Annotated in this window: 21 protein-coding genes; 6 read left to right on the top strand and 15 right to left on the bottom strand. The window is 69.6% G+C overall.

What is annotated here, in order from left to right; genetic code table 11:
- Window positions 1-40: 40 nt before the first annotated feature.
- Window positions 41-628 (top strand): GNAT family N-acetyltransferase, encoded by a 588-nt coding sequence (locus KV381_RS11915; protein WP_218785183.1) that lies wholly within the window; start codon window positions 41-43, stop codon window positions 626-628.
- Here the strand turns inward: KV381_RS11915 and KV381_RS11910 are convergent.
- Entirely contained in the window at window positions 612-1,538 is a 927-nt protein-coding gene (locus tag KV381_RS11910; protein WP_193463254.1) for an alpha/beta hydrolase fold domain-containing protein, read from the bottom strand. The two genes, KV381_RS11915 and KV381_RS11910, sit on opposite strands and share 17 nt — an antisense overlap.
- Before the next feature lie 203 nt (window positions 1,539-1,741).
- Here KV381_RS11910 and KV381_RS11905 point away from each other — a divergent pair, with 203 nt between their 5' ends.
- Entirely contained in the window at window positions 1,742-2,440 is a 699-nt protein-coding gene (locus tag KV381_RS11905; RefSeq protein WP_030085412.1) for a GPP34 family phosphoprotein, read from the top strand.
- Window positions 2,441-2,488: 48 nt separating this feature from the next.
- On the opposite strand, the gene KV381_RS11900 is transcribed toward KV381_RS11905, so the two are convergent.
- A complete protein-coding gene (locus KV381_RS11900; protein WP_193463253.1) occupies window positions 2,489-3,469 on the bottom strand; it encodes a winged helix-turn-helix domain-containing protein in 981 nt (326 codons plus the stop codon).
- A gap of 89 nt (window positions 3,470-3,558) precedes the next feature.
- Here KV381_RS11900 and KV381_RS11895 point away from each other — a divergent pair, with 89 nt between their 5' ends.
- Together KV381_RS11895 and KV381_RS11890 are read left to right on the top strand one after the other, a co-directional pair.
- Window positions 3,559-4,893, top strand: a complete 1,335-nt coding sequence (locus KV381_RS11895; RefSeq protein WP_193463252.1) for an MFS transporter — start codon at window positions 3,559-3,561, stop codon at window positions 4,891-4,893.
- 39 nt (window positions 4,894-4,932) lie between these two features.
- Entirely contained in the window at window positions 4,933-5,514 is a 582-nt protein-coding gene (locus KV381_RS11890) for a DinB family protein (protein ID WP_030085418.1), read from the top strand.
- 25 nt (window positions 5,515-5,539) lie between these two features.
- Here KV381_RS11890 and KV381_RS11885 read toward each other — a convergent pair whose 3' ends face one another.
- From KV381_RS11885 to KV381_RS11875, 3 genes are all read right to left on the bottom strand, one after another.
- Window positions 5,540-6,466: a trans-aconitate 2-methyltransferase gene (locus KV381_RS11885; RefSeq protein WP_218785182.1), complete on the bottom strand. Its 927-nt coding sequence runs from the start codon at window positions 6,464-6,466 to the stop codon at window positions 5,540-5,542.
- Between the two features lie 208 nt (window positions 6,467-6,674).
- Complete coding sequence (locus KV381_RS11880) at window positions 6,675-7,025, bottom strand: hypothetical protein (protein ID WP_030085422.1); 351 nt, start codon at window positions 7,023-7,025, stop codon at window positions 6,675-6,677.
- 77 nt (window positions 7,026-7,102) lie between these two features.
- A complete protein-coding gene (locus tag KV381_RS11875) occupies window positions 7,103-7,744 on the bottom strand; it encodes a hypothetical protein (RefSeq protein WP_030085424.1) in 642 nt (213 codons plus the stop codon).
- 147 nt (window positions 7,745-7,891) lie between these two features.
- On the opposite strand from KV381_RS11875, the gene KV381_RS11870 reads away from it, so the two are divergent.
- The gene (locus KV381_RS11870) at window positions 7,892-8,215 is read left to right on the top strand and encodes a hypothetical protein (RefSeq protein WP_030085426.1); all 324 of its coding nucleotides are present in this window, start codon (window positions 7,892-7,894) and stop codon (window positions 8,213-8,215) included.
- Here the strand turns inward: KV381_RS11870 and KV381_RS11865 are convergent.
- Complete coding sequence (locus KV381_RS11865) at window positions 8,161-8,856, bottom strand: immunity 49 family protein (RefSeq protein WP_306438620.1); 696 nt, start codon at window positions 8,854-8,856, stop codon at window positions 8,161-8,163. The genes KV381_RS11870 and KV381_RS11865 overlap by 55 nt on opposite strands.
- A gap of 252 nt (window positions 8,857-9,108) precedes the next feature.
- On the opposite strand from KV381_RS11865, the gene KV381_RS11860 reads away from it, so the two are divergent.
- Complete coding sequence (locus KV381_RS11860; protein ID WP_158688319.1) at window positions 9,109-9,276, top strand: hypothetical protein; 168 nt, start codon at window positions 9,109-9,111, stop codon at window positions 9,274-9,276.
- Window positions 9,277-9,890: 614 nt separating this feature from the next.
- Here the strand turns inward: KV381_RS11860 and KV381_RS11855 are convergent.
- From KV381_RS11855 to eccD, 9 genes are all read right to left on the bottom strand, one after another.
- Complete coding sequence (locus KV381_RS11855) at window positions 9,891-10,652, bottom strand: immunity 49 family protein (RefSeq protein WP_234024657.1); 762 nt, start codon at window positions 10,650-10,652, stop codon at window positions 9,891-9,893.
- A 107-nt stretch (window positions 10,653-10,759) separates the two neighbouring features.
- Window positions 10,760-13,693, bottom strand: a complete 2,934-nt coding sequence (locus KV381_RS11850) for a hypothetical protein (protein ID WP_103537456.1) — start codon at window positions 13,691-13,693, stop codon at window positions 10,760-10,762.
- Window positions 13,690-14,115: a DUF6507 family protein gene (locus KV381_RS11845; RefSeq protein ID WP_030085435.1), complete on the bottom strand. Its 426-nt coding sequence runs from the start codon at window positions 14,113-14,115 to the stop codon at window positions 13,690-13,692. The genes KV381_RS11850 and KV381_RS11845 overlap by 4 nt, the downstream gene beginning before the upstream one ends.
- A gap of 76 nt (window positions 14,116-14,191) precedes the next feature.
- Complete coding sequence (locus KV381_RS11840; protein ID WP_030085437.1) at window positions 14,192-14,503, bottom strand: pore-forming ESAT-6 family protein; 312 nt, start codon at window positions 14,501-14,503, stop codon at window positions 14,192-14,194.
- A 55-nt stretch (window positions 14,504-14,558) separates the two neighbouring features.
- Complete coding sequence (locus tag KV381_RS11835) at window positions 14,559-14,891, bottom strand: hypothetical protein (RefSeq protein ID WP_030085439.1); 333 nt, start codon at window positions 14,889-14,891, stop codon at window positions 14,559-14,561.
- A gap of 116 nt (window positions 14,892-15,007) precedes the next feature.
- Complete coding sequence (locus KV381_RS11830; RefSeq protein ID WP_030085441.1) at window positions 15,008-16,426, bottom strand: DUF6177 family protein; 1,419 nt, start codon at window positions 16,424-16,426, stop codon at window positions 15,008-15,010.
- 67 nt (window positions 16,427-16,493) lie between these two features.
- Window positions 16,494-20,486 carry a type VII secretion protein EccCa gene (gene eccCa / locus KV381_RS11825; RefSeq protein WP_218785181.1) on the bottom strand — a complete coding sequence of 1,331 codons (3,993 nt, stop codon included), beginning with the start codon at window positions 20,484-20,486 and terminating at the stop codon, window positions 16,494-16,496.
- 5 nt (window positions 20,487-20,491) lie between these two features.
- Window positions 20,492-21,697 carry a MinD/ParA family protein gene (locus KV381_RS11820; protein ID WP_256995049.1) on the bottom strand — a complete coding sequence of 402 codons (1,206 nt, stop codon included), beginning with the start codon at window positions 21,695-21,697 and terminating at the stop codon, window positions 20,492-20,494.
- Window positions 21,698-21,752: 55 nt separating this feature from the next.
- Window positions 21,753-23,096: a type VII secretion integral membrane protein EccD gene (gene eccD / locus KV381_RS11815; RefSeq protein ID WP_218787205.1), complete on the bottom strand. Its 1,344-nt coding sequence runs from the start codon at window positions 23,094-23,096 to the stop codon at window positions 21,753-21,755.
- Between the last annotated feature and the right edge of the window lie 19 nt (window positions 23,097-23,115).

Raw genomic sequence — 23,115 nt, 5'->3', positions numbered from 1 at the left:
GGCCTTGACGCGCGGGCTCGCCGCCGGGTGACCATGAGCCATGATCCGTACGTTGTCGACGCCTCCCGCCATGGCATCCGGCTGTCTCTCCCGTGCCCCGCAACCCGTGCTCCCGGCGGGCGGCGGTCTGCTGCTGCGCCCCTGGGAACGGGCCGACGCGGCGGCCTTCCTCTCCGTGTACCAGGACGAGGAGACCCGGCGCTGGCACACGCACCGTCCTTCTACGGTGGCCCAGGTGGAGGAGTGGTTCGACGGGTACCGCCTGGACTGGGAGCGCGAGAGGGGCTGTCACTTCGCCGTCGTCCGCGAGGACGGTGACGTGCTCGGCCGCGTGGCGCTGCGCGGCCTGGACTTCGACGACGGCGTGGCGAACGCCGCGTACTGGGTGCTTCCGGCAGCCCGTGGAGCGGGGGTGGCGACCCGGGCGCTCGCGGCGCTCAGCGCCTGGGCCCTGGACGACATCGGCTTCTGGCGGCTGGAGTTGGACCACTCGACGCGTAACGCCGCCTCGTGCAGGGTCGCGACCAAGGCCGGCTACCGGCTGGAGGGCACCAAGCGCAACGCGGCCGTGCACGACGACGGCCGGCACGACATGCATCTGCACGCCAGGGTCAGAGGTGACCGCTGATCCGGTCGCTCAGCCAGGAGTTGACGCCGTCGACCGCGGTGGCGGCCAGGGCGGTGGGGTGGCCGGTGAAGCCGTGGGGCGCTGCGGGGTAGACACGGAGGTCGACGTCGTTGCCGGCTGCCGCCAGCCGCCCGGCCATGGTCAGGTTGTCCTCCAGCAGGATGTCCTCGCCGCCGACGACCAGCAGCGCCGGAGGAAGGCCGCTCAGGTCGGCGTAGAGGGGCGAGATGTCGGGAAGGGTGCGGTCGCGGTCCGGCACGTGGCCGACGTACGCCTGGAGGAAGTACTCGTCCGCGATGAGGCGGCCGCTCGGGGTCCGCGCGCTCAGGTCCCAGGTGCCGAAGCGGAGAGCGGCCCCGGCGAACCGGTCGGCGACGCCCCGGTCCCGCAGCCGGAGCAGGGTCGCGAGGGCGAGGGTGGCTCCGGCGGAACTTCCGCCGATGGCGAGCCGCGAGGTCCCGAAGCGGGGTTCGGCCTGCTCGACGAGCCAGAGCGCCACGGCTTCGCAGTCGTCGGGGGCGGCGGGCCAGGGGTGTTCGGGCGCGAGCCGGTGGTCGACGCCGACGACGGCGATCCGGAGGGCGTCCGCGAGCGCGCGGTGGCGTGCGTCGTCCTGGGCGGAGGTGCCGAGGTAGAAGCCGCCGCCGTGGATGTCCAGGCAGACGCCCTGGGGCGGACCGTCGGCGGGCAGGAAGATCCGGACCGGAACGCGTACTCCGGCGGCCTCGACCGTCTCTTCGAGGGCCGGGGGATCGGCGGCGCGAGGTGCGGACGTCCTCGCCCGCACCTCCTTCAGCTCCTCGAAGCCGGCGGGCCCGCGGCCTGCGGCCCTGGCCCGGTAGAAGGCGCGGGCTTCGGCGATCTGCTCGGCGGGCACGTCGGCGAACAGTGCTTCCAGGGCGAATCGCACGCGTCGCTCCTCCTCCGCTTCTCATCCGCTCGGGTCTCCCCCGGATGCTAGCGGCGCTTCCGTGAGACCGGGCGGCCCTGCCGTACGCCCGGACGTGACGTCTGTCATGAACAGTGGTGACAGGGCGCACCGCTCTCCTCCGCCCGCGCGGGGCAGGCTGGGCGGAGACCCGCGCACCGGACGCCGACGGTTGGACAGAGGCCATGCAGAAGAAGAACGAGAACGAGAACGAGAGCGACCTGCTCATCGTCGAAGATCTGACGCTGCTGATGATGGACGACAAGTCCGGGGCCATCGCGGGGGAGGGCACGCTGTACTACACGCTGGGCGGCGCGGTCCTCGTGGAGCTGGGCCTCGGCGGTCACATCGCGGCCGACGAGAACGACCAGGGACTGAACGGCGTGAAGGTCCACGCCGTCAGCAGCCGTACGCCGTCGGATCCGCTGCTCCGGGCCGCTCAGGCGAAGGTCGGTGAGCGGGTGCGCGGCGTACAGACCCTGCTGATCGAGATCGGTACGGGGGTGGTGAAGCGGGAGACGGTGCTCGACCGGCTCGTGGAGCGGGGCATGCTGCGCCAGGAGACCAAGAAGACGCTGGGCCTGTTCCGTACGACGTCGACGACGGTCGCGGACACCGGGTACAAGAAGGCCCTGGTGGAGAAGGTCCGGGCCGTCCTGATCGACGGCGCGGAACCCGACGACCGTACGGCGGCGCTGACGGGACTGCTCTCCGCGAGCGGCACGCTGCCGACCCTGCACCGCTCCATCCCGTGGTCCGGCAAGGTCTACAAGCGGGCGAAGGAGCTGGAGCAGAGCAGTTGGGGCGCGGAGGCGGTGAACGCGGCGGTGATGCGGACGGTGGCGGCGATCTCGGCGGGGACGGTGGTCGCGGCGACCAGCTAGGGGTTGTCCGGGCGGTCAGGTGGCAGAGGCACGCCGAACAGCGTGCTCTCAGCCCGAACCGGCGACCAGTGCCTCGCCGAGCGGGGTGCGCCGGTAGAGCACCGACCGTCCGGACCGGGCGCGGACGAGCAGACCCGCCTCGCGCAGGATGGCGAGATGGTCGCCCACCGCGCCGGGTGCCATGGCGAGGCTCCGGGCGAGGTGGCTCGTACTGGCCGGGGCGTCCAGCGCCAGCAGCAGCCGGGCCCGGGCCCGGCCGACCAGGGCGGTCAGCGCGTCGGGCCGGGGGACGGTCTCCTGTTCGCCCCACAGGGCGGCGGTGCCGCGGGCACGGTAGACCAAGGTCCTGGGCCAGGGGTCGTCCATGTGGGCGGCGATGTGCCCGACGATGGTCGAAGGGATCACCAGGAGCCCGTCTCCGGCGAGGCGGACCGTTCCGCCCCGGAGGAAGCCGATCTCGATACCGCCGGCGCGCCAGGTGACGCCCGGGTGCAGGCTCTCGATGGCCGCGGCCCAGCCGTGTTCGCCGATCACTCCCACCCGGTGCACGACATCGCGCTCACAGATCGCGCGCAGTTGCGGCCAGTCCGCGGCGAGCAGTTCGTGCCACGCCCGGTCCATCGCCCCGGCGATCCGGGAGACGGCGTCCGGTGCGTCCAGCACCGCGCGTACGCGGGGATCACGGGCGGACGGGCCGGTCGCGTTGACGGCGATCTCGTGGCGGGCCGCTTCCAGCGGTGTGGCCCGGATCACGGCCAGGTCGTCGGCCCAGGTCTGGTTGAGGCCGCGCGGCGGCGGGGCGACGAAGTTCGGTCCGCCCCCGCGCTTGGTGTGCAGAGCGAGGACGGCGTTCAGTTCGGTCTCATGGCGAAGCCGTTCGAAGGCCGGCAGGAGCCGGGCCGCCCACGCTCGCGGCAGCGGCGGGTCCTGCCCGACGAGCGAGCGCAGCAGCAAGCAGAGGTCCAACGCGGGCGACAGCGCGAAGCGGCTGCGCAGCAGGTCCTCGACGGAGACTTCGAAGCGCAGCACGCGGCCATGCTACTGCGGGACGCCTGCTCGGATTCGTCCAGCGACGAATCATTGGTGGGTGGTGCGGGCGCACGGCGAGGCTGCGCGTCATGACTCCGACCGCCGGGCCCGCGCAGGGCGACCATCGAGCCACGTACCGCGAGGTGCTGGCCGAACCGCGCTTCCGGCTGCTGTTCTCGACCCGTACCGTCGCGATCACCGCGGACGCGCTGCGGATCACCACGTTCTCGGTTCTGGTCTTCTCGTCCACCGGCTCCGCGCTGCTGAGTGCGGTGGCGTTCGGCATCGGCTTCATCCCGCAGCTGTTCGGCTCGCTGCTGCTGGGCTCACTGGCCGACCGACTGCCGCCCCGCGCGCTCATCACCGGCGGCTACGCCCTGACGTGCGCCACCGCCCTGCTGCTCGCGGTGGTGCGCATGCCGGTCGCGGCGAGCCTCGGTGTCGTGGCGCTGGTTTCTCTCGCCACACCGGTGTTTCACGGCGCGTCGAGCCGGCTGGTCGCGCAGTCGCTGAAGGGCGACGCCTACGTACTGGGCCGTTCGCTGAGCAACATCGCCAGTGCGGGCGCGCAGGTGTTCGGCCTGGCGCTGGGCGGTGCGGCCGTCGCGGCACTCGGCCCGCGCCGGGCGCTCGCGGTCAGCGCCGTCCTCTATCTCGGCTGCGCGCTCGCCGTTCGACTCCGGTTGCCCCGGCTGCGGGCGGGGGAGACCGGCGGCACACCCGGCAGCACCGGGTGCGACAGCGGGGCCGACGGAGGGGGCGACAGCGGGGCCGATGGCGGGGCCGTCCGGGCAAGCCTGCGGGGTGCGGGCCTGCTGCTGCGCGACCGTACGGTGCGACGACTGATGGTGGCCCAGTGGCTGCCCGTCGCGTTCGTGGCGGGCGCGGAGGGCCTCATCGTCGCCTACGCGGGAGAACGCGGATTCGCGCCCGGCCGGTACGCGGTGCTGATGGGCTGCCTTCCGGTCGGCATGCTGGTCGGCGACCTGCTGGTGGGCCGATTTCTGCGGCCGCGTAACCGGGAACGGCTGGTGGTCCCGTTGGTCGCGCTGGCGGGGCTGCCTCTGCTCGGCTTCGCCGCCGAGCCCGGGGTGGGCGTCTCGTCCTGTCTGCTGCTGCTCAGCGGCCTCGGATACGCCTACGGACTCGGCCTGCAACGCCCGTTCCTGGACGCCCTGCCGGAGGACGGCCAGGGCCAGGCGTTCGGCTTGATCGGCTCCGGCAGCATGACGCTGCAGGGCGTCGGACCGGTCTGCCTGGGCGCGGTGGCCGCGGCCGGCACGGGAACAGGTGGCGCCATCGCCCTGGCGGGCGGCGCGGTGGTGCTCACGGCCGGCTGGATCCGCACCTGGCACCCGCGCACGTCCCCTGCCCCTTCGCCTGCCCCCTCACCTGCTCCTTCCCCTTCTCCCGCCGCTCACTGAACCGCTCGCTGGATCACTCGACAGAAAGACTCACGCCGCATGATTGATGACTTCGCGAAAGACAACCTGCACGGAAGGCTGCGGCGGGACCGCGCGACGCTGCTCTGGAAACTCGACGACCTGTCCGAGTACGACGCCCGCCGACCGCTGACGGCGACCGGGACCAACCTCCTCGGCCTGGTCAAACACGTGGCCACCGTCGAGGCCAGGTACTTCGGCGAGGTCTTCGACCGGCCTTCCCCGGAACCGCTGTGCCGGTGGCAGGACTCCGACGGCAGCGATCAGTGGGCGGCGGAGGACGAGACCCGCGAAGAGATCATCGCGTTCTACCGGCGTACGTGGGAACACGCGGACGCGACGATCGACAAGCTTTCCATCGACGCCCCCGGTCATGTGCCGTGGTGGCCGGAGCCTTATACCCACACGAACCTGTTCGCCGTCCTGGTGCATGTCCTCGGCGAGACCATCCGGCATACCGGGCAGGCCGACATCCTGCGCGAGGGCATGGACGGCAGGACCGGGCTGCGCCCCGAACAGGAGCAGCCGATCGACGAGGAAGCCCGCGCGGCCCACCGCACGAAGATCGAGCAGGCGGCGAAGGCGGCCACACGCGCACACTGACGCACGCGAACGACGTGGATGGTTCTCAGGCGGGGCGGCGGGCCATCCAGGTCTCGCGCGTGGACCGTACGACGAGGTCGTCGCGGTGGCGCACGTCCTCGGGCCCGCCGTCGACGAGCCGGTCGAGCGCGGCCAGATCCTCGGCGTCGACGCGCCCTTCGAGGGTGCCGCGGATCCGCTCGAAGACGAGGAAGGCGTACCGCCCCGCCCCCTCGGGCAGGGGCGCGCGCAGCTCCCACCGCTCGGCGCGCTCCTGCTCGACGGGGAGACCGGCGGCGGCCAGCAGGGCGCCCCAGTCGGCCCCGCGGTGCGGCATCCGCTCGGCATGCAGACCGTCGAGGGCCTCGCGGCAACGGGCCTCCAGCTCACCCCACGGTCCGTCCTCGGCCAGGAACTTCGGCATCCCGTCCACCTCGGCGACGGCCAGCAGCCCCCCGGGGCGCAGCGCGGCACGGATACCGGCGAGGGCGGCCGCGGGGTCGTCCAGGTGGTGCAGCGAGGCCGACGCCCAGACGAGGTCGGCGTCGACGACCCCGGGCAGCCCCGCACCGGCGTCGGCCTCCAGCGTGCGCACACGGTCGCCCAGCCCCCGGTCCCGGGCCGCCGAGGTGAGCCGCTCCAGCATGGCGGGCGAGCTGTCGACGGCGGTCACACGGGCGGTCGGGAACTGCTCCAGCAGGGCGAAGGTGCCGGTCCCGGTGCCCGAGCCGAGGTCGACGATGTGCCGGACGTCGTCACCGGCCAGACAGGCGATCCGCCCGGTGAGCGCGGTCAGATGCGGCGCGAAGAGGGCGGCGTCGAGGTCGAGGATCTCGGGCAGACCGTTGGGCGTCGCATCGGAGTCGTGGGCGTGGCTGTGGCCATGTCCGTGGGCGTTGCCGTGACCGTTGCCGTGGGTGTGGCCGTGATCGTGACGGTGGGCGGGGGCCGTGGTGTGTGCGTCGTGAGCCATGCCGTCGAGCGTACGGCTGGATTGCGTAAGGCGCATAGCGACTTGCCGATAACGCAAGGAGGAGGTGGTCGCGGCGGCCTCGCGCGCAAGGCGGGATACGAAACAGAGGGCGAGCCCGGTGGATCTCACCAGCCGGTACGGGGCGGCGCGAAGCTGTCGGTGGTCCGCTTCGGCAGCCGGTTGGGTCGAGGGGCTCCTGTGTGAGCGCCTAGGTGAGCCACCGGCGGACAAACGGAGCAGCCCCGAACACGAACAGGGCGAAAATGAAGACCCGTTGGAGCCCTGGCTCGACAAGAAGCTCGCTGTCACGGAGCCCGTATGTGGCGTACAGGTTGGCAGCCAGGTCTGTCGCCATGACCCCGCATGCGAGGTCGAAGCCGATCCGCTTGCCGCGCAGCAGAAGCACGGCGGCAAGCGGATCGAGGACGGCGAGCGACGACCAGTAGAGGTTGAGCCAGCCGGGAGCCCACGCATGGGCCCACAGCCCCTGGCGCGCGAGATCGCCGACATGCGCGACGCCACCCACAAGGATCAGCACGGCCGCGATCACCCAGATCACCACGACAACCGACCAGGGCGCCCGCACACGCCCCATCCACCCGCTGACGCCGGGCGCCGTTCCGCGTTCGCCCGCCCTCAACAACGCAGCCCGACAACGCCCCAGCCCCGCAGCTCCGCTTGGCTGATGACGTCGCCCCACCCCCGGAGCAGCCCGGCGAAGGTGTCGAAGTCATTGATCCGCCCGAAGTCGGCACGGGAGTGCTGATCGAACGGGCCACGCAACAGGCCCAGTTCAGGGCCGGCGGAATTCCAGAGAACCTTGAGTGAGGAGACGGCGGACGGCCGGCGCCACAACAGATGGCCGCTGTGCGCAGGAGCCTCGTCCGTCATCACGAGCGCCGGCGCCTCCCGGACGTCCTCCCGATCGGGCATGTACTCAAGCCCACCCCAGAAAAGAGGATCGATGAACCGGTCCACGCCCGACCGCAGCCCCGGCTCGACGAACGCCCGGATCTCCTCCCACCGCTCACCCGCCCAGAAGTGATCCTTGTACGAGGAGCCGACGACTCCGAAGTCGAACTTCCCGAACCAGCCGGGGGTCGGGGGAGTGGGCCAGAACCACTGGGGCTCGACGGACGCCGGCTGGTCCGGCCCGCTGGCCCACCACTCCTCGTCCACCGAGTCGGCGGCCTCGTACAGCACTGCGGAGTGCCGATCCTCCGGTACCGACATGAGGTGGTCCCAGTCGACGATCAGCACGTCCATGCATATGCCCATGACGGTAAATCGTAGACGGCGCACCACGAACCTATCCGCCATGCTGAACGTGATAGCCGGCGAAGTGCACGGAGAGTGAGGCCGCCCGGAACGGCAAGGACTTCCTGTCCTTCTTGAAGAAGGTGGTGAAACCGCACACCGGCAAGGATGCCCGTCCGCACGTCCACCCAGATCGAGATCTGGTTCGGAACCCTCCCCCGGCAATCGATCCGCCGCGTCATGTTTTCCAACGTCAACGTTCTGATCAAACAGATTCGCGAATACATCAACTCCTGGAACGAGAACGCCAACCCGTTCACCTGGGCTGCGGCCGCCGACGAGGTCCAGGCGAAGGTAAGAATCGTTGAGGTCAACGCGAAGAAACTCGTAAGTAACAACTCGGACTGGCGTGAACAGGATCGCGACCAGGAGGGAACTCAGGTGGGGAATTCGCCGATCCAGGTGCGTTCCAGGAGGTGCTTGGGGAGGTAGCCTGATTCGATATCGAGTGGGAACTCGGCGTCGGAGGCGAGGCAGGCGATGGCGAGGGGGCCGAGGGCGATGCTGCCGTCGATGTCTGTGGCGCGATCCTCGTTGAGGGTCCAGTAGGTCTTGTGGAGTTTGAGGGCGTCGGCGAGGGCGGAGGTGAATCCGTCTCGGTCGTTGCGGACGTAGTGGTAGAAGAGGTTGATCGGCGGGTAGAGCACCGCCTGGAGCAGATCTTGTGGTGCGACGCGGGCGATGGCTGGGTCGGATGCCTCGATGGTGGCGATGAGCTTGTCCGCGAGGCCGGGCCGCCGGAGCCACCAGCTCTGGAGGGTGTCGACCCAGTGGTAGATGTACTCGTCGTAGGAACCCTCGGGCGAGCGGAGCCGGTCCAGGGTGATCTCGCTGAGCTGGGTCATGCGTTCCTGGTCGCGGCAGATGACGGCCAGCCAGAACGCGGTCAGCCAGGTGCCGGCGTCGGCTGTGGACAGCGGGCCGATCGCAGGGATGGACCGCACCTTGCGGTTGATCCGGCACTCGACGGCGCCTTCCTGTATGGCTGTCACGGCGAACAAGGCTGAGCCGATCTGCAGGGCTTTGACCGTGGATTCCCATGTCTCGACGCCTGCCGCCCGGGGGTCGATCACGCACCTGGCGTGCAAGGTCAGGCGGGCAGACCCGAAGGCTGAGTCGATGAGTGCCGCCGTCTTCTCAAGATGAATAATTTCCTCGGCCAGATCTTCGTCAAGTCCTTCAGCGAGGCGTTCCGCATCGGCCCCGGTCGGCAGATCGTGGCGGGCAATCTCTACAGTCATTGGTAGGTTCCCATGTCCATTTCGGATCGCCCGATAAGGAGAGGTGCTGTCACAGTTCTACTGATTCTCATCCAGTGAGTCGAGATGGTCGGCGTCCAGAGAGGCAAGCGGCTGGCGATCGAGGTACTGATCCAGATTGGCCAGTCGGACGCGGTGGGCGACGAAGTCGATGAACCCATTTTCGATCCAGAATCCGCCACCTCGCTCGAAAAGGATGATCGGTGGTTCGAAAGGATCTGGGAGGTCAGATAATGTCGGGGGAGCTTCATCGGGAAGCGATACCCAATTCAAGGCGAAACGGCAGATCCGTCCAGTCAGTGGGTTGCTTGCATGTTCAGTTAGAAAACTATTCAACCGGAATGCGATTTCTGGATTTTAGGCTACCGAAGGATCTACCCGGCGTGCAATATCAACGAAGGGTCAGTCTTCGAATCGACCGAAACCGGAGATTGGGACTGAGGAACCCTTATTAAGCTCTTGTATCCGGATTGCGGATCGAAAGAGGCGCTCGCCCATAAGTAGAGCATGGGATGCGCCATGGATGAAACTACGTTCCTCCTTCAGTCGGCGAATCGCGAAGATTCGATCCGTGAGGGATTCTGTATCTATTTTCTTTATTGTAGACTAGTGCCCTTCGGCTTTTCATCGTCCCACTGGTCGTGGGCGATGATCCTGAGAATGTCAGGTCGTCAGGAACCAACCTCGCGCGCCCAACCGAAGTGGGAGGAACTCTCTCGTCAGGTAGTCCGACTCGACATCGATCGGGAATCCGCTGTCGTAAGCCATGCAGGCGAGCACCATGCGGCCGCTTGCAGAACCCGCAGTTTCCGCTGCGTTCGCTCGCCACCCACACGATATCGGTCTCTTTACGTAGGGAACTCTCCTGCCCAGTCCCGTTCCAGGAGGGCGATGGGGAGGTAGTCGGATTCCACGTCGATGGGGAGACCCAAGTCGTAGGCGAGGCATGCCATGGCGAGAGGCGGGAGGGCGACCAGGCCGGTAGCCTGGAGCGCGTTGTCTTCTGTGCTCCAGTACTCCTTGTGCCACTGGAGAGCATCGGTCAATGCTCTATTGAATCCGGCGTGATCGTCGCGGACCAGGCGGTGGAACATCTCCATCGGCGGGTAGAGGAGTTTCGCCGTTGTCTGAGAGTCGTTGAGCTGGCTGTTTTGGGGGTCCGTGCCATCGATTGCTGCCACCAATTTGGAACCCAGGTCTGGTCCACCGAGCCAGTAGGCCTGAAGGGTCTCTACCCAGTCGTAGATAAATTCGTCGTGAGGCGCCCCGGATTCCTTGAGCAGAGATACCGGTACCTGGCACAAGGTAGTCAGCCGGCCCTTCTCTCTGCAGACCATTGAGAGGTAGAAGGCCGTCAGCCAAGTTCCCGCGTGCGTGTAGCGCTGCGGACCAGTCGTTCGGAGTGTCCGATCCTTCTCCGCGATGCGGCAGTGCACCTCTTGTTCTGCTGTGTTCATTGTGGCGAACGTTGCGGAGCCTACCTGCATGGCGTTGACCCACGCCTTCCAGGTAGGCAGGAGGGATGCCTCGGTGTCCAGAAGGCAGTGTGACTTCGCGAGCGTGAGCGTCAACTGGAAGGCGTCGCCCAGGCGGGTGGAGTCGGCCTCCAAGCCTTCGATCAATCCTTCCGCGCTATTTTGGAGTACGGCAAGTCCTGCCGTCGCATTCCCTGTTCGGAAGGGGTGGCGGGAAACAGTGACCGTCAACGTACTTCTCCTCAGAAGATCTTGAAGTGCTTCATTTGAGCCCCAGCATACTTGCCATGGTTTTCTGTGGCCTGAACGAGAACGTACTGAAGGGATCTGTCCTCGATCGCGGCCCGAATCTCCGCGGCGTACTTGGCGTCAAGTGGGGATGTCAGGGCGCGTGATTCCATGTCGGCGAGGATGGTGCGGACGTATTCCAGGGTGCCCTGCTTCACCATGGTGCCACTGTCGAGATCTCCGCTGCCTTGTCGCCAGTCCAGGACGGCTTTAGGGCCCTTTGCCTCGACGATTACCAGTTTGCCCTCTTTGGTTCGCCAGAGCTGGTCGAACCTCTTGGAGCCATTAGGCGTTTGAGGAAGGTCTGTGACCTCCCGGGAGCCCGCGAACCTCTCCTGGAGCATGATGTGGCGACGAGCCGCCTCCTCGCCCAATGCCTCCCCTAGCTTGCTGTTGTTCGACACTCCTACGCCGACCGTTTCATCAAACCTTGCCTGTGCTTGGGCGAGCGCGTCGGCATTGCTGGTGGAGGGGTCGGTCTTGTAGTGCTCCTTCGCGGCGTTGAGATCCATGCCTGCCCTGCGCTTCGCTGAGACTTCGTCCAAGTGCTTCAGATCGTCGGGGCTGACGGTGGAGCGACCTCGGTGGATGGGTTCCAGCAGGAAGCTTTCCCCGCTCGCGTAAGGCAGGCCGTCCGCTGCCATCCAGCCGCCGCCCTCCCGGCGGGCGAGCTTGGGTAGGAGCTGGCCATCGACCTTTCGACGGGAACTCTCGCGACGGCCTATCTCGTCGTAGTTTTCGCGGAACCAAGACCCACCTTCGTTTGCCAGCCGTACGTGTTCCCGGGTGATTGCCGCTCGCTGTTCAGGTGTCCGGTCATGAGGAGGCACGTCGCGAGCCGCCTCATACTCCGCGATGGCCGCAGCTTCGTCCGGCGTTCGTGCGGGAACGTCGTGACCACGGGCATTCGCAGCCGACGCGTCCGGGACAGCGCTGTCAGTCGCAGCGCTGCCCGATCCGCCGTGACTGCCTCCTGCTGGAGGTATCTCCGCGTTGCCGTTGCCCGCGCTGGTGCCGTTTGTGTGGGATGCGCTGGACGTTCCCCCGTCCAGGCTGTTCGCCGGGACATGATCGCCCTGGCCGCCCCGCGGGCCACCGCCAGGCGTGCTGTTGTCCACGCTGTTGGTCGGCAGGTTGTTCGCGGTTCCGCCCGGTGACCTGTTGAGGTTCGAGGCGTCGTCGCCCGTACGGCCGAGGTCGTCGCCCACCCGCCCCGCGTCGCCCAGGTCCGAGCCCAGCCGTACCGTGTCGCTGCCGCCGCGTGCGCCCGCGCCGACGAGGGCCGACTGTTCGGCCGGGGTACGGGGCAGGGGGCTGTCCGCGTCCGTTCTGGCGGAAGCGCCGTCCGTCGGGTTCTCGCGTTGGGCTGCCGTGTGGTGCTGCTTGAGGGTGCCGTCCTCTCCGAGGATGTTGCCCTGGCGGTCGAGGTGGACGACGTTGCCGTCGGCGTCGACGCCTCTGAAGGTGCCCTCGGGCAGGGCGGTGGTGCCCTCCGGGAGCTTGAGGGCGCCTTCCTGGATCGGCAGGGAGCCCGCGGGCGGGGTCACGCCTTCGGGGAGGTGGTAGACGCCGTCGCCGAGGTCTACCGCTCCGGTGGGGATCTTCGCGCCGTCCGGGAGCTTGACCGAGCCCTTCGGGATCTCGAACGCGCCTTCCGGGGCAGCCGTGCCCTCGGGCAGATGCAGGGTGCCGTCGCCGAGTTTGAACGCGCCGTCCGGCAGCGTGATCGCACCGGGTGGCAGGGTCGGCACCTCGACCCGACCCATGCCCTTGATGCCGGCCATCACATCGCTGATCTTGGACATGCCCGCGCCGGCGCCCTTGAAGAGGTACGTGGTCGGGTCGACGACGCGGCTCGCCTTGTTCGCGAAGGAGATGGCCTTCGCCGCGGCGGCTGCCTTGCCCGCGCCGGAGACCCCGCCTCCCGCGCCGCCGGTGAAGATCGTTGTCAGGGCGTTGAAGGTGACCGCGCCGCCGGCCCGCGCCGGGTTCTCGCCCCACTGGTCGTAGGCGATCAGCGCTTTGCCGGTCTCCTTCATCGCGTTGCGCGCGTCCCGGGCGAAGCCCGGCAGGTCCTTCTCCGGGGTCAGCCACAGCACGTGCGGTGCGGCGACGGTGAGGATCACACCCGTGGCAAGGTTCCCCAGGCCGGTCCAGGCCTGCTTGGCCGTGTCCCAGCCCTCCGTGCCGAACAGGGTGCCCAGGCCCTTGACCGTGCCCCAGACGCCGTCGACGACGAAGCCCTTGCCGAAGTCCCAGACGTGTTCGTAGAACTGGTACCAGCGGGTCGACTCCTTGACCGGATCGCCCCAGGGCAGCCCCTTGGCCTGCTTCAGGGCCTCGGCGTCGTACCCGTACATGTGCTTGCCGTTGGAGCCGTCATTCGTCGTGAGCGGCTTGCCGCCCGGGACCATAGCGATGATCTTGTTGTAACAGGCGCGCTCCACCGCCTGGAACGCCGCCCAGGTTTCCCTGATCTCGTCGCGGCGGTGATTGTTCTCCTCGACCAGGTCGCCGTCCTCGCGCCACTTGTCGTCCGCGTTGACCTTGACGAGGAACGCACCCGCGTCCCGCTTGAGCTGCCTCAGCTTCTCGACCAGCGGGTGCGCCTCGTCCGAGTAGGCGCTCAGCGCACCGGTGATCGTGGCGAGGTCGGACTTCAGCGCCGCCCCGCGGTCGGCGACCGGTTTCGTCGTCGCGAACAGCTGATCGGCCTCGGGGGCCTGGTAGAAGGCCTGTAGACCGCCGAAGCTGCTGTGGATGTCGCCCGCGGCCGTGGCGATCTTCGCCCCGTCCTTGGTCAGCTCCTTGACCGTGGAGTCCAGCAGAGCGAGGTCGCCCGTGAAGACCGGGATGCCCTCCAGGACCACGGGCTGGTCATCACTCACTTCGCACCCCGAAGGTCCTTCAGCAGGTCCAGACGCACCGACTTCGCCGCGTTCTGCGCCTGCTTCGCCGTGTCGAGGTCGCCCTCCACATACTCGTTCGTCGCCGTCGCCGCACCCAGTACAGCCGCCTGGATCCGCTCCGACATCGACGTCAGCTGCGCCTGCCGCGCCGTCACGTACTCACCCAGCGCCGCCGCCACCGGCCCCGACGCCGCCCGCGACAACGGTGCCTGCCCCGGTGCCACCGGACCGTGCAGCGGTGTACTCGCAGCAGTTCCCGGAACCGCGGTCCCCGCCGACTGCGCGGCCTCCCCGAGGTCCTTCATCAGCGTGTTCAGCGCCTTCTCCAGCTCACCGGCATGCACCCCGACGACCTTCAACTGGCCCTGCACACCCTGCGGCTTGATATCCCACCCGGTCATCCCACATCCCCCGTACGCACACCAAAGCCGAGCCGCCCACCCGCACGACGGGCGGCAATACGAAGCCGGCCGGCGGTCAGCCGATGCTGTCGACGGCGGCCTTCGCCCGCGCCAGCGTCTGCGTGGCCGTTCCGTCGTTCTTCTCCAACGTCGTCCGCAGCAGCCGGATGATGTTCCGTACCTCCTGCGACGTCGCGTTCCACCGCAGTTCCTTGCCGTGGTACTCATCCGCCACGCCATCGGCCGCGAAATCGTTCATCGCCGCCTTCACCTGCGTGTCCCGCGCCGTGATCACCTGCTCCAGGCGACCGATCACCACCTGAAGCGCCGCCTGCACCTCCGTCGAAGCGCCCGTGTCGTACGAACGCCGGTCCGTGCTTCCCGCCATCACTCATCACTCCCCGTCAGACAAAAACCGTACGAAGCCCACACCGCGACCGGAGTCAGCGGCCGCCGAAACGTGCGGCGTCGAAATTCGCCGACGCCATCTGCGACTTCGCGTTCTCGCCCTGCTCCTGGTCACCCGAGCCGAACGCCGCGTCCATCCCCGACTGACCGCCCAGAATCCCCGACAGCGACGCGTTCAACGCCTTCGTGATCTCGTCCGAACGCGCCTTGAAGTCGTCGAACGCGACCTTCCCGGCTCCGTTGAACTTCCCCTCCAACGGCTCCGCGGCCGCGATCAACTGCTGGATCAGCGTGCCCAGATCCGTACTCGCGCCCTGCGAATCCGACAACAGCCTCGACAGGACCGAAGCCCCCATGTCGAACTTCATGACATCCCCCGCCCTACTGACACATCGAACGAACATGCGTATGCGTATGTCTCTGTCTATCAACCGCTACATCACTACTGCAATCTGCAATCAGCCAGATTGCGGCCGGTGAGCGTCTACGCCCCCTTGAGATGCCGCATCAGCCTCTCGAACTCCTGCCACCCTGCCAGATCCGAAGGGTCCCCCGGCAGCGGGTAGTACAGAGCAGGCCTGGTCCTCGGGCCGAGCCGCACCGGTTGCTCGGTCAGCGGCGTACGCCTCGCCCGGTCTCCCGGCATCGCGCGGACCTCCTCCGCGCCCAGCACGAAGGCCAGCGGGACCCCTGGTCCCTCGAAGCGTGGAGGTACGGCTACATCGCGGCGCGCTTTGCGAAGTTGTACGAGCATCGACTGGAGGTGGTGGCGTGTGGCGAGCGCCTCGGCGGCCGCGGGCAGGGCGTCCAGCGGAGGTTCCTCGCCGGCGCCGTAGCCGAACGCCAGCGTCACCTCCTCCTCCACGCCCGCCTTCGTCCGCGTGATGCGTACGGTCGCGATTCCCGGTCGCGAGCGGCTTCCGACCACCACGAGCCAGGTCGGTTCCGGCGCCCGCTCGTACGCCACGTCCGTCAGCCGACCGAGCGACCAGGGGAGGGTCGCAGGTTCCGATGTGCCCCAGCCGGCCGGCGGTTCGCCCGTCAGCTCCCGCCACACCGTCTCCAGGCCGCCGCCGAGCACCAGCCGCTCGTCCGCGGGGTGCACCATGCGGAAGGTCAGCCCCAGTTGGCGTTCTCCGGTGTCCCGGACCTCCCGGTAGGCGGCTGCCACCGGGGTGTGCGGGTCGTCCTCCGTGGCGTCGGGTGAGAGGACCGGGTCGAACGCGCCGTCCTGCCAGCGCAGTACCGCCCCCGTCAGGCCGTCGTAGTAGCCGTCGCGTTCGTCCTGGACGATCCAGCGGGACGGCCAGCCGCCCAGTGCGTCCCGTACGGCGGGGGAGAGCATGGTGCCCGCCGGGCTGACGATCTGAAGGCCCAGGCCCGCCTCCGCCGCCGCGCGGAACGCGTCCGAGAGCCAGGCCGTCATGGCCACCACCGGGCGGTCCTGGATGACGACAGCGACCTTGCCGGTGAGCACGTCGATGGCGGGCCGGTCCGCCACCGGTTCGGGGGCGACGCTCACGCCGTCGGTCTTCACCACGGCGATCGAGCCGGCCGCGTCCGGCGGCCAGGCAGAGCCGCCCACCAGCGAGGCCAGCCGGGCCGCGAACGTGCCCGCGAGCTGCTCCGCCTCCGCGACGCCCGTGGTGGCACGCGCCTCTGTCCACCAGTACGGGACCGGGGGCGCCGTGGTCCCGAGCAGCCGCTCGGCCTCGCCCTCGACGGAGACCAGCAGCGGCGCCTCCACGGAGACGAGTGGGCGGCCCTCCGCGTCGCAGAGCTGGATCACCGCCCCCTCGCCGCGGGTGCCCACCAGCTTGTCCGGGCCGCCCGAGAGCAGGCCCGCCAGTACGGCCCAGGGGTCGGGCATCCGAGAGGTGAGGGCGATGACGTCCTTGGTCATGGCGTGGTCGTCCGGTCCTTCGTCGATCGGTGGTGGGTGTGCGAGAGCAGTGCGCCGTGCCGTGGCCTCACATCGGCGCATACACCGTCTGGATCAGGCGGTTCGGCTGACCCCTGCGGATGAACACGCCCCGGCCGGGAGCTTGTTGAGAGGCGTACACGCCGGGGAACAGCTGGCCCTCGCTGCGGTCGCCCGCCATCAGCAGTGCCGAGGCCCCCGACTCCCGCAGCCCCTGCACCAGCGGCTCGTACATGCCGCGCGACGCACCGGCGACCCGCCGCGTCAGGACGAAGTGAAGGCCGATGTCGACCGCCGAGGGGATGTACGGGAGGAAGGGCGACAACGGGGACTGCCCGGCGGTCGTGAGGACGTCGTAGTCGTCGACCAGCACCACGATGCGAGGGCCCTTGCCCCAGTTGCCGGGTTCCAGGTCCTCCAGGCGCGCGTTCTCGTCGGGCAGCCGCTTCTCCAGTTCGGTGGCGATGCCGGCCGAAAGTCCCGCACAGAGCTTGGAGTTGTACGCGTAGCCTCCGTTGAACTCCTCCGGCACCACCCCGCGCAGCGAGCGCCGCGGATCCATCACGGCGAACACCAACTCGTCCTCGCCGTACCGGTCGATGAGGCCGTGTGCGACGGTCCGCAGCAGGTTCGTCTTTCCGCATTCGCTGTCGCCCAGCACCAGCAGGTGCTGATCGTGCTGGAACAGGTCGAGCAGTACGGGCGCGAGCGCCGACTGGTCGAGCCCGATCGGTACACGGGTGGGCTCGGCCGCCGGGCCCGGCAGCGAGTGCGGCTCCAGAAGGTGTGGCAACACCCGCACCGGCTGGGCCACTTCGCCGTTCCAGGTGGCCCGCACCGTGCGGGCCGTACGCTCCAGCACCGCGCCCAGGTCCGCGGTGTCGTCGACCCCGTCCGTACGGGGAAGTGCCACCTGGGCGAAGAGCTTCCCGTCGGTGAGGACGCGGCCGGGCTCGTCCGGCGACAGGGTCTCCGCGAGCTTGCGGTCGATGCCGGACTCGCCGGGGTCGTTGAGGCGCAGCTCGACGCGCGTGCCGAAGTTGGACTGGATGGCGATGCGCACGTCGTTCCAGCGCAGCATGCCCGCGACGACGTGGATGCCGTAGCCGCCGCCGCGCTTGAGGATGTCGGCGATCGCGTCGTCCAGCTCGTCGAAGTCGTCGCGGAGCGCGCCGAAGCCGTCGATGACGAGAAGGATCTCGGCCGACGCGAGTTCGGGCAGCCGGCCGGCCGCGTGCAGGGTGCGCAGTTGTTCGACCGAGTCGATGCCGTGCTCGCGGAAGAGGTCTTCGCGCAGCGCGAGCATCGTGCGGACCTCCTCGACGGTACGCGCCGCCCGTTCCCGGTCGGCGCGGCCCGCGATGCCGCCGACGTGCGGCAGACCCGACAGTGCCTGGAGGCCACCGCCGACGAGGTCGAGTCCGTAGACGCCGATCTCGCGCGGAGTGTGGGTGAGCGCGAGGGAGAGGACGAGAGTGCGCAGCAGTGTCGTCTTGCCCGACTGCGGTCCGCCGATCACCGCCGCGTGGCCGCCCGCCACCGTGAGGTCCAGGAACCACTGCCCCTGCCACTGCTTGGCCGGGTCGTCGAGCAGGCCGACGGGAACGCGAAGCGGCCTCCGGCGTCCTTCAACGGCCGCTCCGGTCAGCCGCATTCCGTGCGGCCCGATGTCCAGCGGACCGGCGACGGTGTCCAGCGCGGTGGCCGTGGGCAGCGGCGGCAGCCAGATGCTCCGTACGGCGGCGGCAGCTCCGGTCAACTGGTCGACCATGACGCCGAGTTCCGTAGGTCCTGTTTCGCGGCGGCGGGGCGCCGGCTCCGGGGACTGGCGTGCCTCGTCCGGTCCGGCCAACGTGTTGAACGCCTCGTACGGCAGCGCAAGAGGGCCGGTGTCCTCCTCGTCCCGGCTGCGGACCGGACCGCGGTAACCCCCCGACACGTAACCCGCTTTGAAGCGCGCGTAATGGCTCGTGTCGACCTTCAGATAGCCGAAGCCCGGCAGTGGAGGCAGGTGGAAGGCATCCGTGGTGTCCAGGACCGTTCGGGACTCGTCGGCGGAGAAGGTGCGCAGGCCGAGCCGGTAGGAGAGATAGGTGTCCAGGCCCTTGAGTTTGCCGCCCTCGATGCGCTGGCTGGAGAGCAGCAGATGCACACCGATGGAGCGGCCGATCCGGCCGATGGAGAGGAACAGGTCGATGAAGTCCGGTTTCGCGGTCAGCAGTTCGCCGAACTCGTCGATCACCACGAACAGGTGCGGCAGCGGGTCAAGGTCCGGCCGCTTCTCCGCGCGCAGAGCCGCGTAGTCCCCGATGTCCGCGACGTTCCCCGCGTCCTTGAGGGCCTGCTGGCGGCGCTTGACCTCACCGGCGAGGGAGGAGTGGACCCGCTCGACGAGCCCCGCCTGGTTCTCCAGATTGGTGATGACCCCGGCCACGTGCGGCAGTTCCGCGAACGGCGCGAACGTCGCCCCGCCCTTGTAGTCGACCAGCACCAGCGCCAGATCCTCCGGCGGATGCGTGGCCACCAGAGCGAGGACGAGCGTGCGCAGCAGCTCCGACTTCCCCGAACCCGTCGCTCCCACGCACAGTCCGTGCGGGCCCATCCCCAGCTCCGAGGACTCCTTGAGGTCCAGCAGCACCGGCTCGTGGGAGTCGCTGATGCCGATCGGGACGCGCAGGAAGGCGCGTTCGCCGCGCGGCGCCCACAGCCGGTCCAGGTCGAGCCGGGCCACGTCGTCGATACCGAGCATCGCCGCGAACTCCACCGGACCGGACAACGGCGCGTCCACCAGGGACTCGGCGGACAGCCGCAGGGGCGCGAGCATCCGGGCCAGCCCCTCGGCGAACGGAATGCCCGCCTCGTCGACCGTGCCCTGCGCCACCACCGGCTCCGGAGTCCTCAGGTCCTCGATGGTCACGTCAGTGCCGTCGACCGTGATCCGTACGCTGACCTGTCCCGGCTCCTGCACCCTCCGCTCCAGCAGGTGCAGCACGGTGACACCCATCTCGCGCAGACCGACGGCGTCGTCCGGGCGGGGCAGGTCGACGGCGTCCTCACCGTGTCCGTCGGTGACGACGAGCAGCCGGGAGTTCATGGACAGCGCGTCCCGGCCGGCCAGACCTCGGCGGACCTCTGCCGCGTAGGAGGCACGGCGACGCAGCTCCGCCCCGATCTGCCGGGCGAGCTGCGGGGCGGAGGGCGCGATGCGGCGGGCGGCGACAGGCCCGTCGTACTGCTCGGTGTCGAGCAGATGCGGCAGCCACTTGGCCCATTCCCAGTCAGCCAAGCGGTCGCCCGGCGCGGCGAGGGCGATCGCCACGTCGTCGGGGGCGTGCAGGGCGGCCGCCTGGACCAGCAGGGCGCGGGCCACCCGCAGGCAGTCCTCGCGGGGGCCGATCACACTGACATTGCCGATCCGGTCCAGCGGGACGGTGAGCGGTAGCTCGGTGCCGTTGCGGAACCGGTTCACCAGCGCCGACGCCTCGTTGAGCATGAACAGGTCGGGCGGCGTGAGCACCGTCGACCCCGGCTCGGCGATCTGCAGATCCCGTACGGGCATCTCGCCGGTGCCGACCCGCACCCGCAGGAAGTCGTCGTCGACCCTGCGCCGCTCCCAGAGGCGCGCCGGGTCCCGCACGATGTCGTACAGGGCGTACGGCGGTGGGTTGAGGACGTCGGCGCGCTCACGCCGTTCCCGCTCCTCGCCAGAGAGCTCCTCCCGCAGGTCCTCCACATAGGCGAGGTAGGCCTCGCGCTGGGTTCGGCGGGTGCGCTGGGCCTTGCCGCGCTGCGAGAAGAGCAGGGCCACGGAGCCGATGACGGTGACCACGAGGATGATCGCGCCGAGGGCGGCGAACTGGCTGTTGCGGATCACCGTCATCATCACGACGGACGACATGACTCCGGCGACCGGCAACAGCGACATCGCGATATTGCCCGCCTTCCCCTCGGGGAGGTTGGGCGGGGCCTCGATGGTGCGGGGAGCGGGCTCGGCCGGCGGCCGGGTGGTCCGGGCGGGGCGGTGGATCAGTCGGGTGCTCATGGGTGTTACCGGCGCTTCTGGGAGAGCTGGAAGACCTCGGCGGCCAGCCGGGTGGCGGCCAGCCGCGTCGGCCGGGCGAGCAGTTCGGTACGGAGTTCGCCGCCTGCCGCCAGATGCCGGTCGTGGGGAAGGACCTGGACGGCCGCACCGGTGGACCGGAGCTTCTCGGCGGCCGCCTCCACGTCGATGCCGGGTCGGGGCGTCGTACTGGTGAGCGCCACCACGGTCCCGGCGATCAGGTGGCGGGGCAGCCCCTGCATCCACTGGAGGACCGCGTATGTGCTGGTGATGCCGTCCAGCGTGGCGGGTGCGGCCAGCACCCGGGCCTGGGCGGCCGAGAGCGCGACCCGGGCGACCTCGGCGGGCAGCGTCTCGCAGTCGACGACAGTTACCCCGAAGTAGCGGCGCAGCGCCACCATGACCCGCTCGTACGCCGCCGTGTCCAGCATCGCCCCGATCCGGCCCTGACTGCCGGGCAGCAACCAGGCGTTGTCGGGGAGCTGGACGAGATAGCCGGTGACGTCGAGCAGCGACATCTGCGGCTCCACGAGCTCCGCCAGATCGGCCGTGGTCCAGCGCAGCGTCTCGGCGCCGAGACGCAGGGGCAGCGAACCGAGCGCCGGGTCGGCCTCGACGAGGAGGACCGGGTCGTGGCGGTAGTGCGCGTACGCCGTGCCGAGAAGGGCGGCCACCGTCGTTTTGCCCGCCCCGCCCCGGATGGAGGTGACGGCGATCTGCCGGCCCGTCGTCACCGGCTGCTGGAGCGCCTCGGCGGTCCGGGTGATCTCGGCGACCTCGCGCGCCGCGGACGAGGAAACGATCCGGCGTATCGCGCGCGATATGCGCGCGGCGGCCGGCTCGCCCTGCCGAGGGCGCCGTGCCGTACCGGTCAGCGCGCTGTCCACGACGGGGCGTGAGTCGGGGGAGCGGGCGGGCCGTCGGGCGCGCGCCGGGGGAGTGGCGGGGGCGCTCCCCCGGCTCGGCGGCTGCGCCCCTGAAGACTCCGTCGCCGTACGCTCCTGGGGCTGACGCTGGGGCTGGTGTTGCGCCTGCGCCGGGCCTTGCTCCTGCGCCGGGGCAGGGCCTTGCACCGAGCCGTGGTTCTGTGCCGGAGCATGACCGTGTGCCGGGCCCCGGCCCGTCGCGCTCTGCGGAGGCGTACCCCTCAGGTCGCGCAGCACATCACCCTGCCAATTGTCCGCGTTCGGCATGTCTGCCCTTCCCCTCCGCTCCGATGCCCCGACCGGAGCCGCCCGCGCATGAATGTCAGAACTTGTCGAGCAACTGGCCGTACATGCCGAACACGCCGATGGCGAGCGGGAACAGCCCCACCATGCCGATGGACTCGACCAAGTCGGCGGTGCGCCGCAGCCGCACCCGTACATGCTCGGGCGGCTCCACCGACAGGGCGAGCAGCGGCAGCAGCGCCGCCACACCGAGCACGACGACGGGGCCCGCACCCCCGGACGCCTGCTCCATCCACAGCATGACGAGGCGTACGAGGAGGACCGTCGCAGCGGCGAACAGCGCCACCACCTCGGCCACCAGAGGAAACGCACGGGCCCTCGACAGCAGGACCACCGCCACCAGCGAGGGCAGGAGCACGGTCCACACGGTCGGCCGCGCGGTCAGGGTGAGCAGCCAGCCCGCCGCCGTCGCCGATACCGCGGTGACCACGGTCGCGAGGGCGAGCCCGCGGTGCGTGGCGGCCAGGGCGTCGGCCACGTCGTGGCGGCTGACCGACACCCCGCCCGACCGCCGGTCGTCGAGTGCGGTGAGCCCGGACGCCATCAGGGCGAGCCGGGGCAGCATGCCGAGCAGCACCACGGAGAACACCGCCATCACGGCGCCCAGTCGGGCCGGATCCGACTCCACCGCGGCGACGGCCTCCCACACCGCGGCGACGGCCGCCGTGGCACCCGCGCCGATCAGGCCACCGCGGCCGAGCGGTGAGAAGAAGCCGAGCAGCAGCAGCGCCAGTGCCACCGCCGTCGCCACCGCGGCGAGCCGGGCCGGTCCCGACCAGTCGTACGCGTCGGCCGCGGTCCAGGCCGTGAGGACGCCCAGGCCGCCCGAGACGAACAGCAGAGCGGTCGCCAGTCCGCGGTTGCCCGTCCCGATGCGGGCGAACAGCGCGCCGCCCACCAGAAGGACGCCGGTGGCGACCGCCAGCGCGACGGCCAGGGTGTCGAGCGGAACCTCACGGCGGGCCAGCAGGGCGGCGATCACCGCGAGGGCCACGGTCGACGCCCCGGCGGCGACCCTGCGCGCGGCCGGACGCCAGCGCCAGGCCTGGAGATCGAGACTGTCGGCCACCAGGTCCGTGACGTCGTGGACCACCGGGGCGGGCGGCGCGGCGTGGGTTCTGACCAGGCGCAGCACGGCACCGTCGCTGACGCCGGCCGAGGCGAGGGTGCTGTCGTGCGGCAGGGCCGAACCGTCGGAGGTGATCAACTGCCTCGTCAACGGCTTCGATGCCGCCCGGTCATCCAGCAACTGCAGGATGTCCGGCAGCAGTTGGCCGATGGGGGTGTCCGAGGGCAGCACGATGTCGGCCCGGCGCCGCTCACCGACCAGGGTTACCCGGCTCAGTTCCGAGCGGGACGTCATTGCTGTGCTCACCACTTAC

This window comes from Streptomyces sp. WY228 (assembly GCF_019287315.1).
Taxonomy (GTDB): Bacteria; Actinomycetota; Actinomycetes; order Streptomycetales; family Streptomycetaceae; genus Streptomyces; species Streptomyces caviscabies.
Note: the sequence above shows the minus strand (reverse complement) of the source record. Positions and strands in the feature narration are given on the sequence as shown.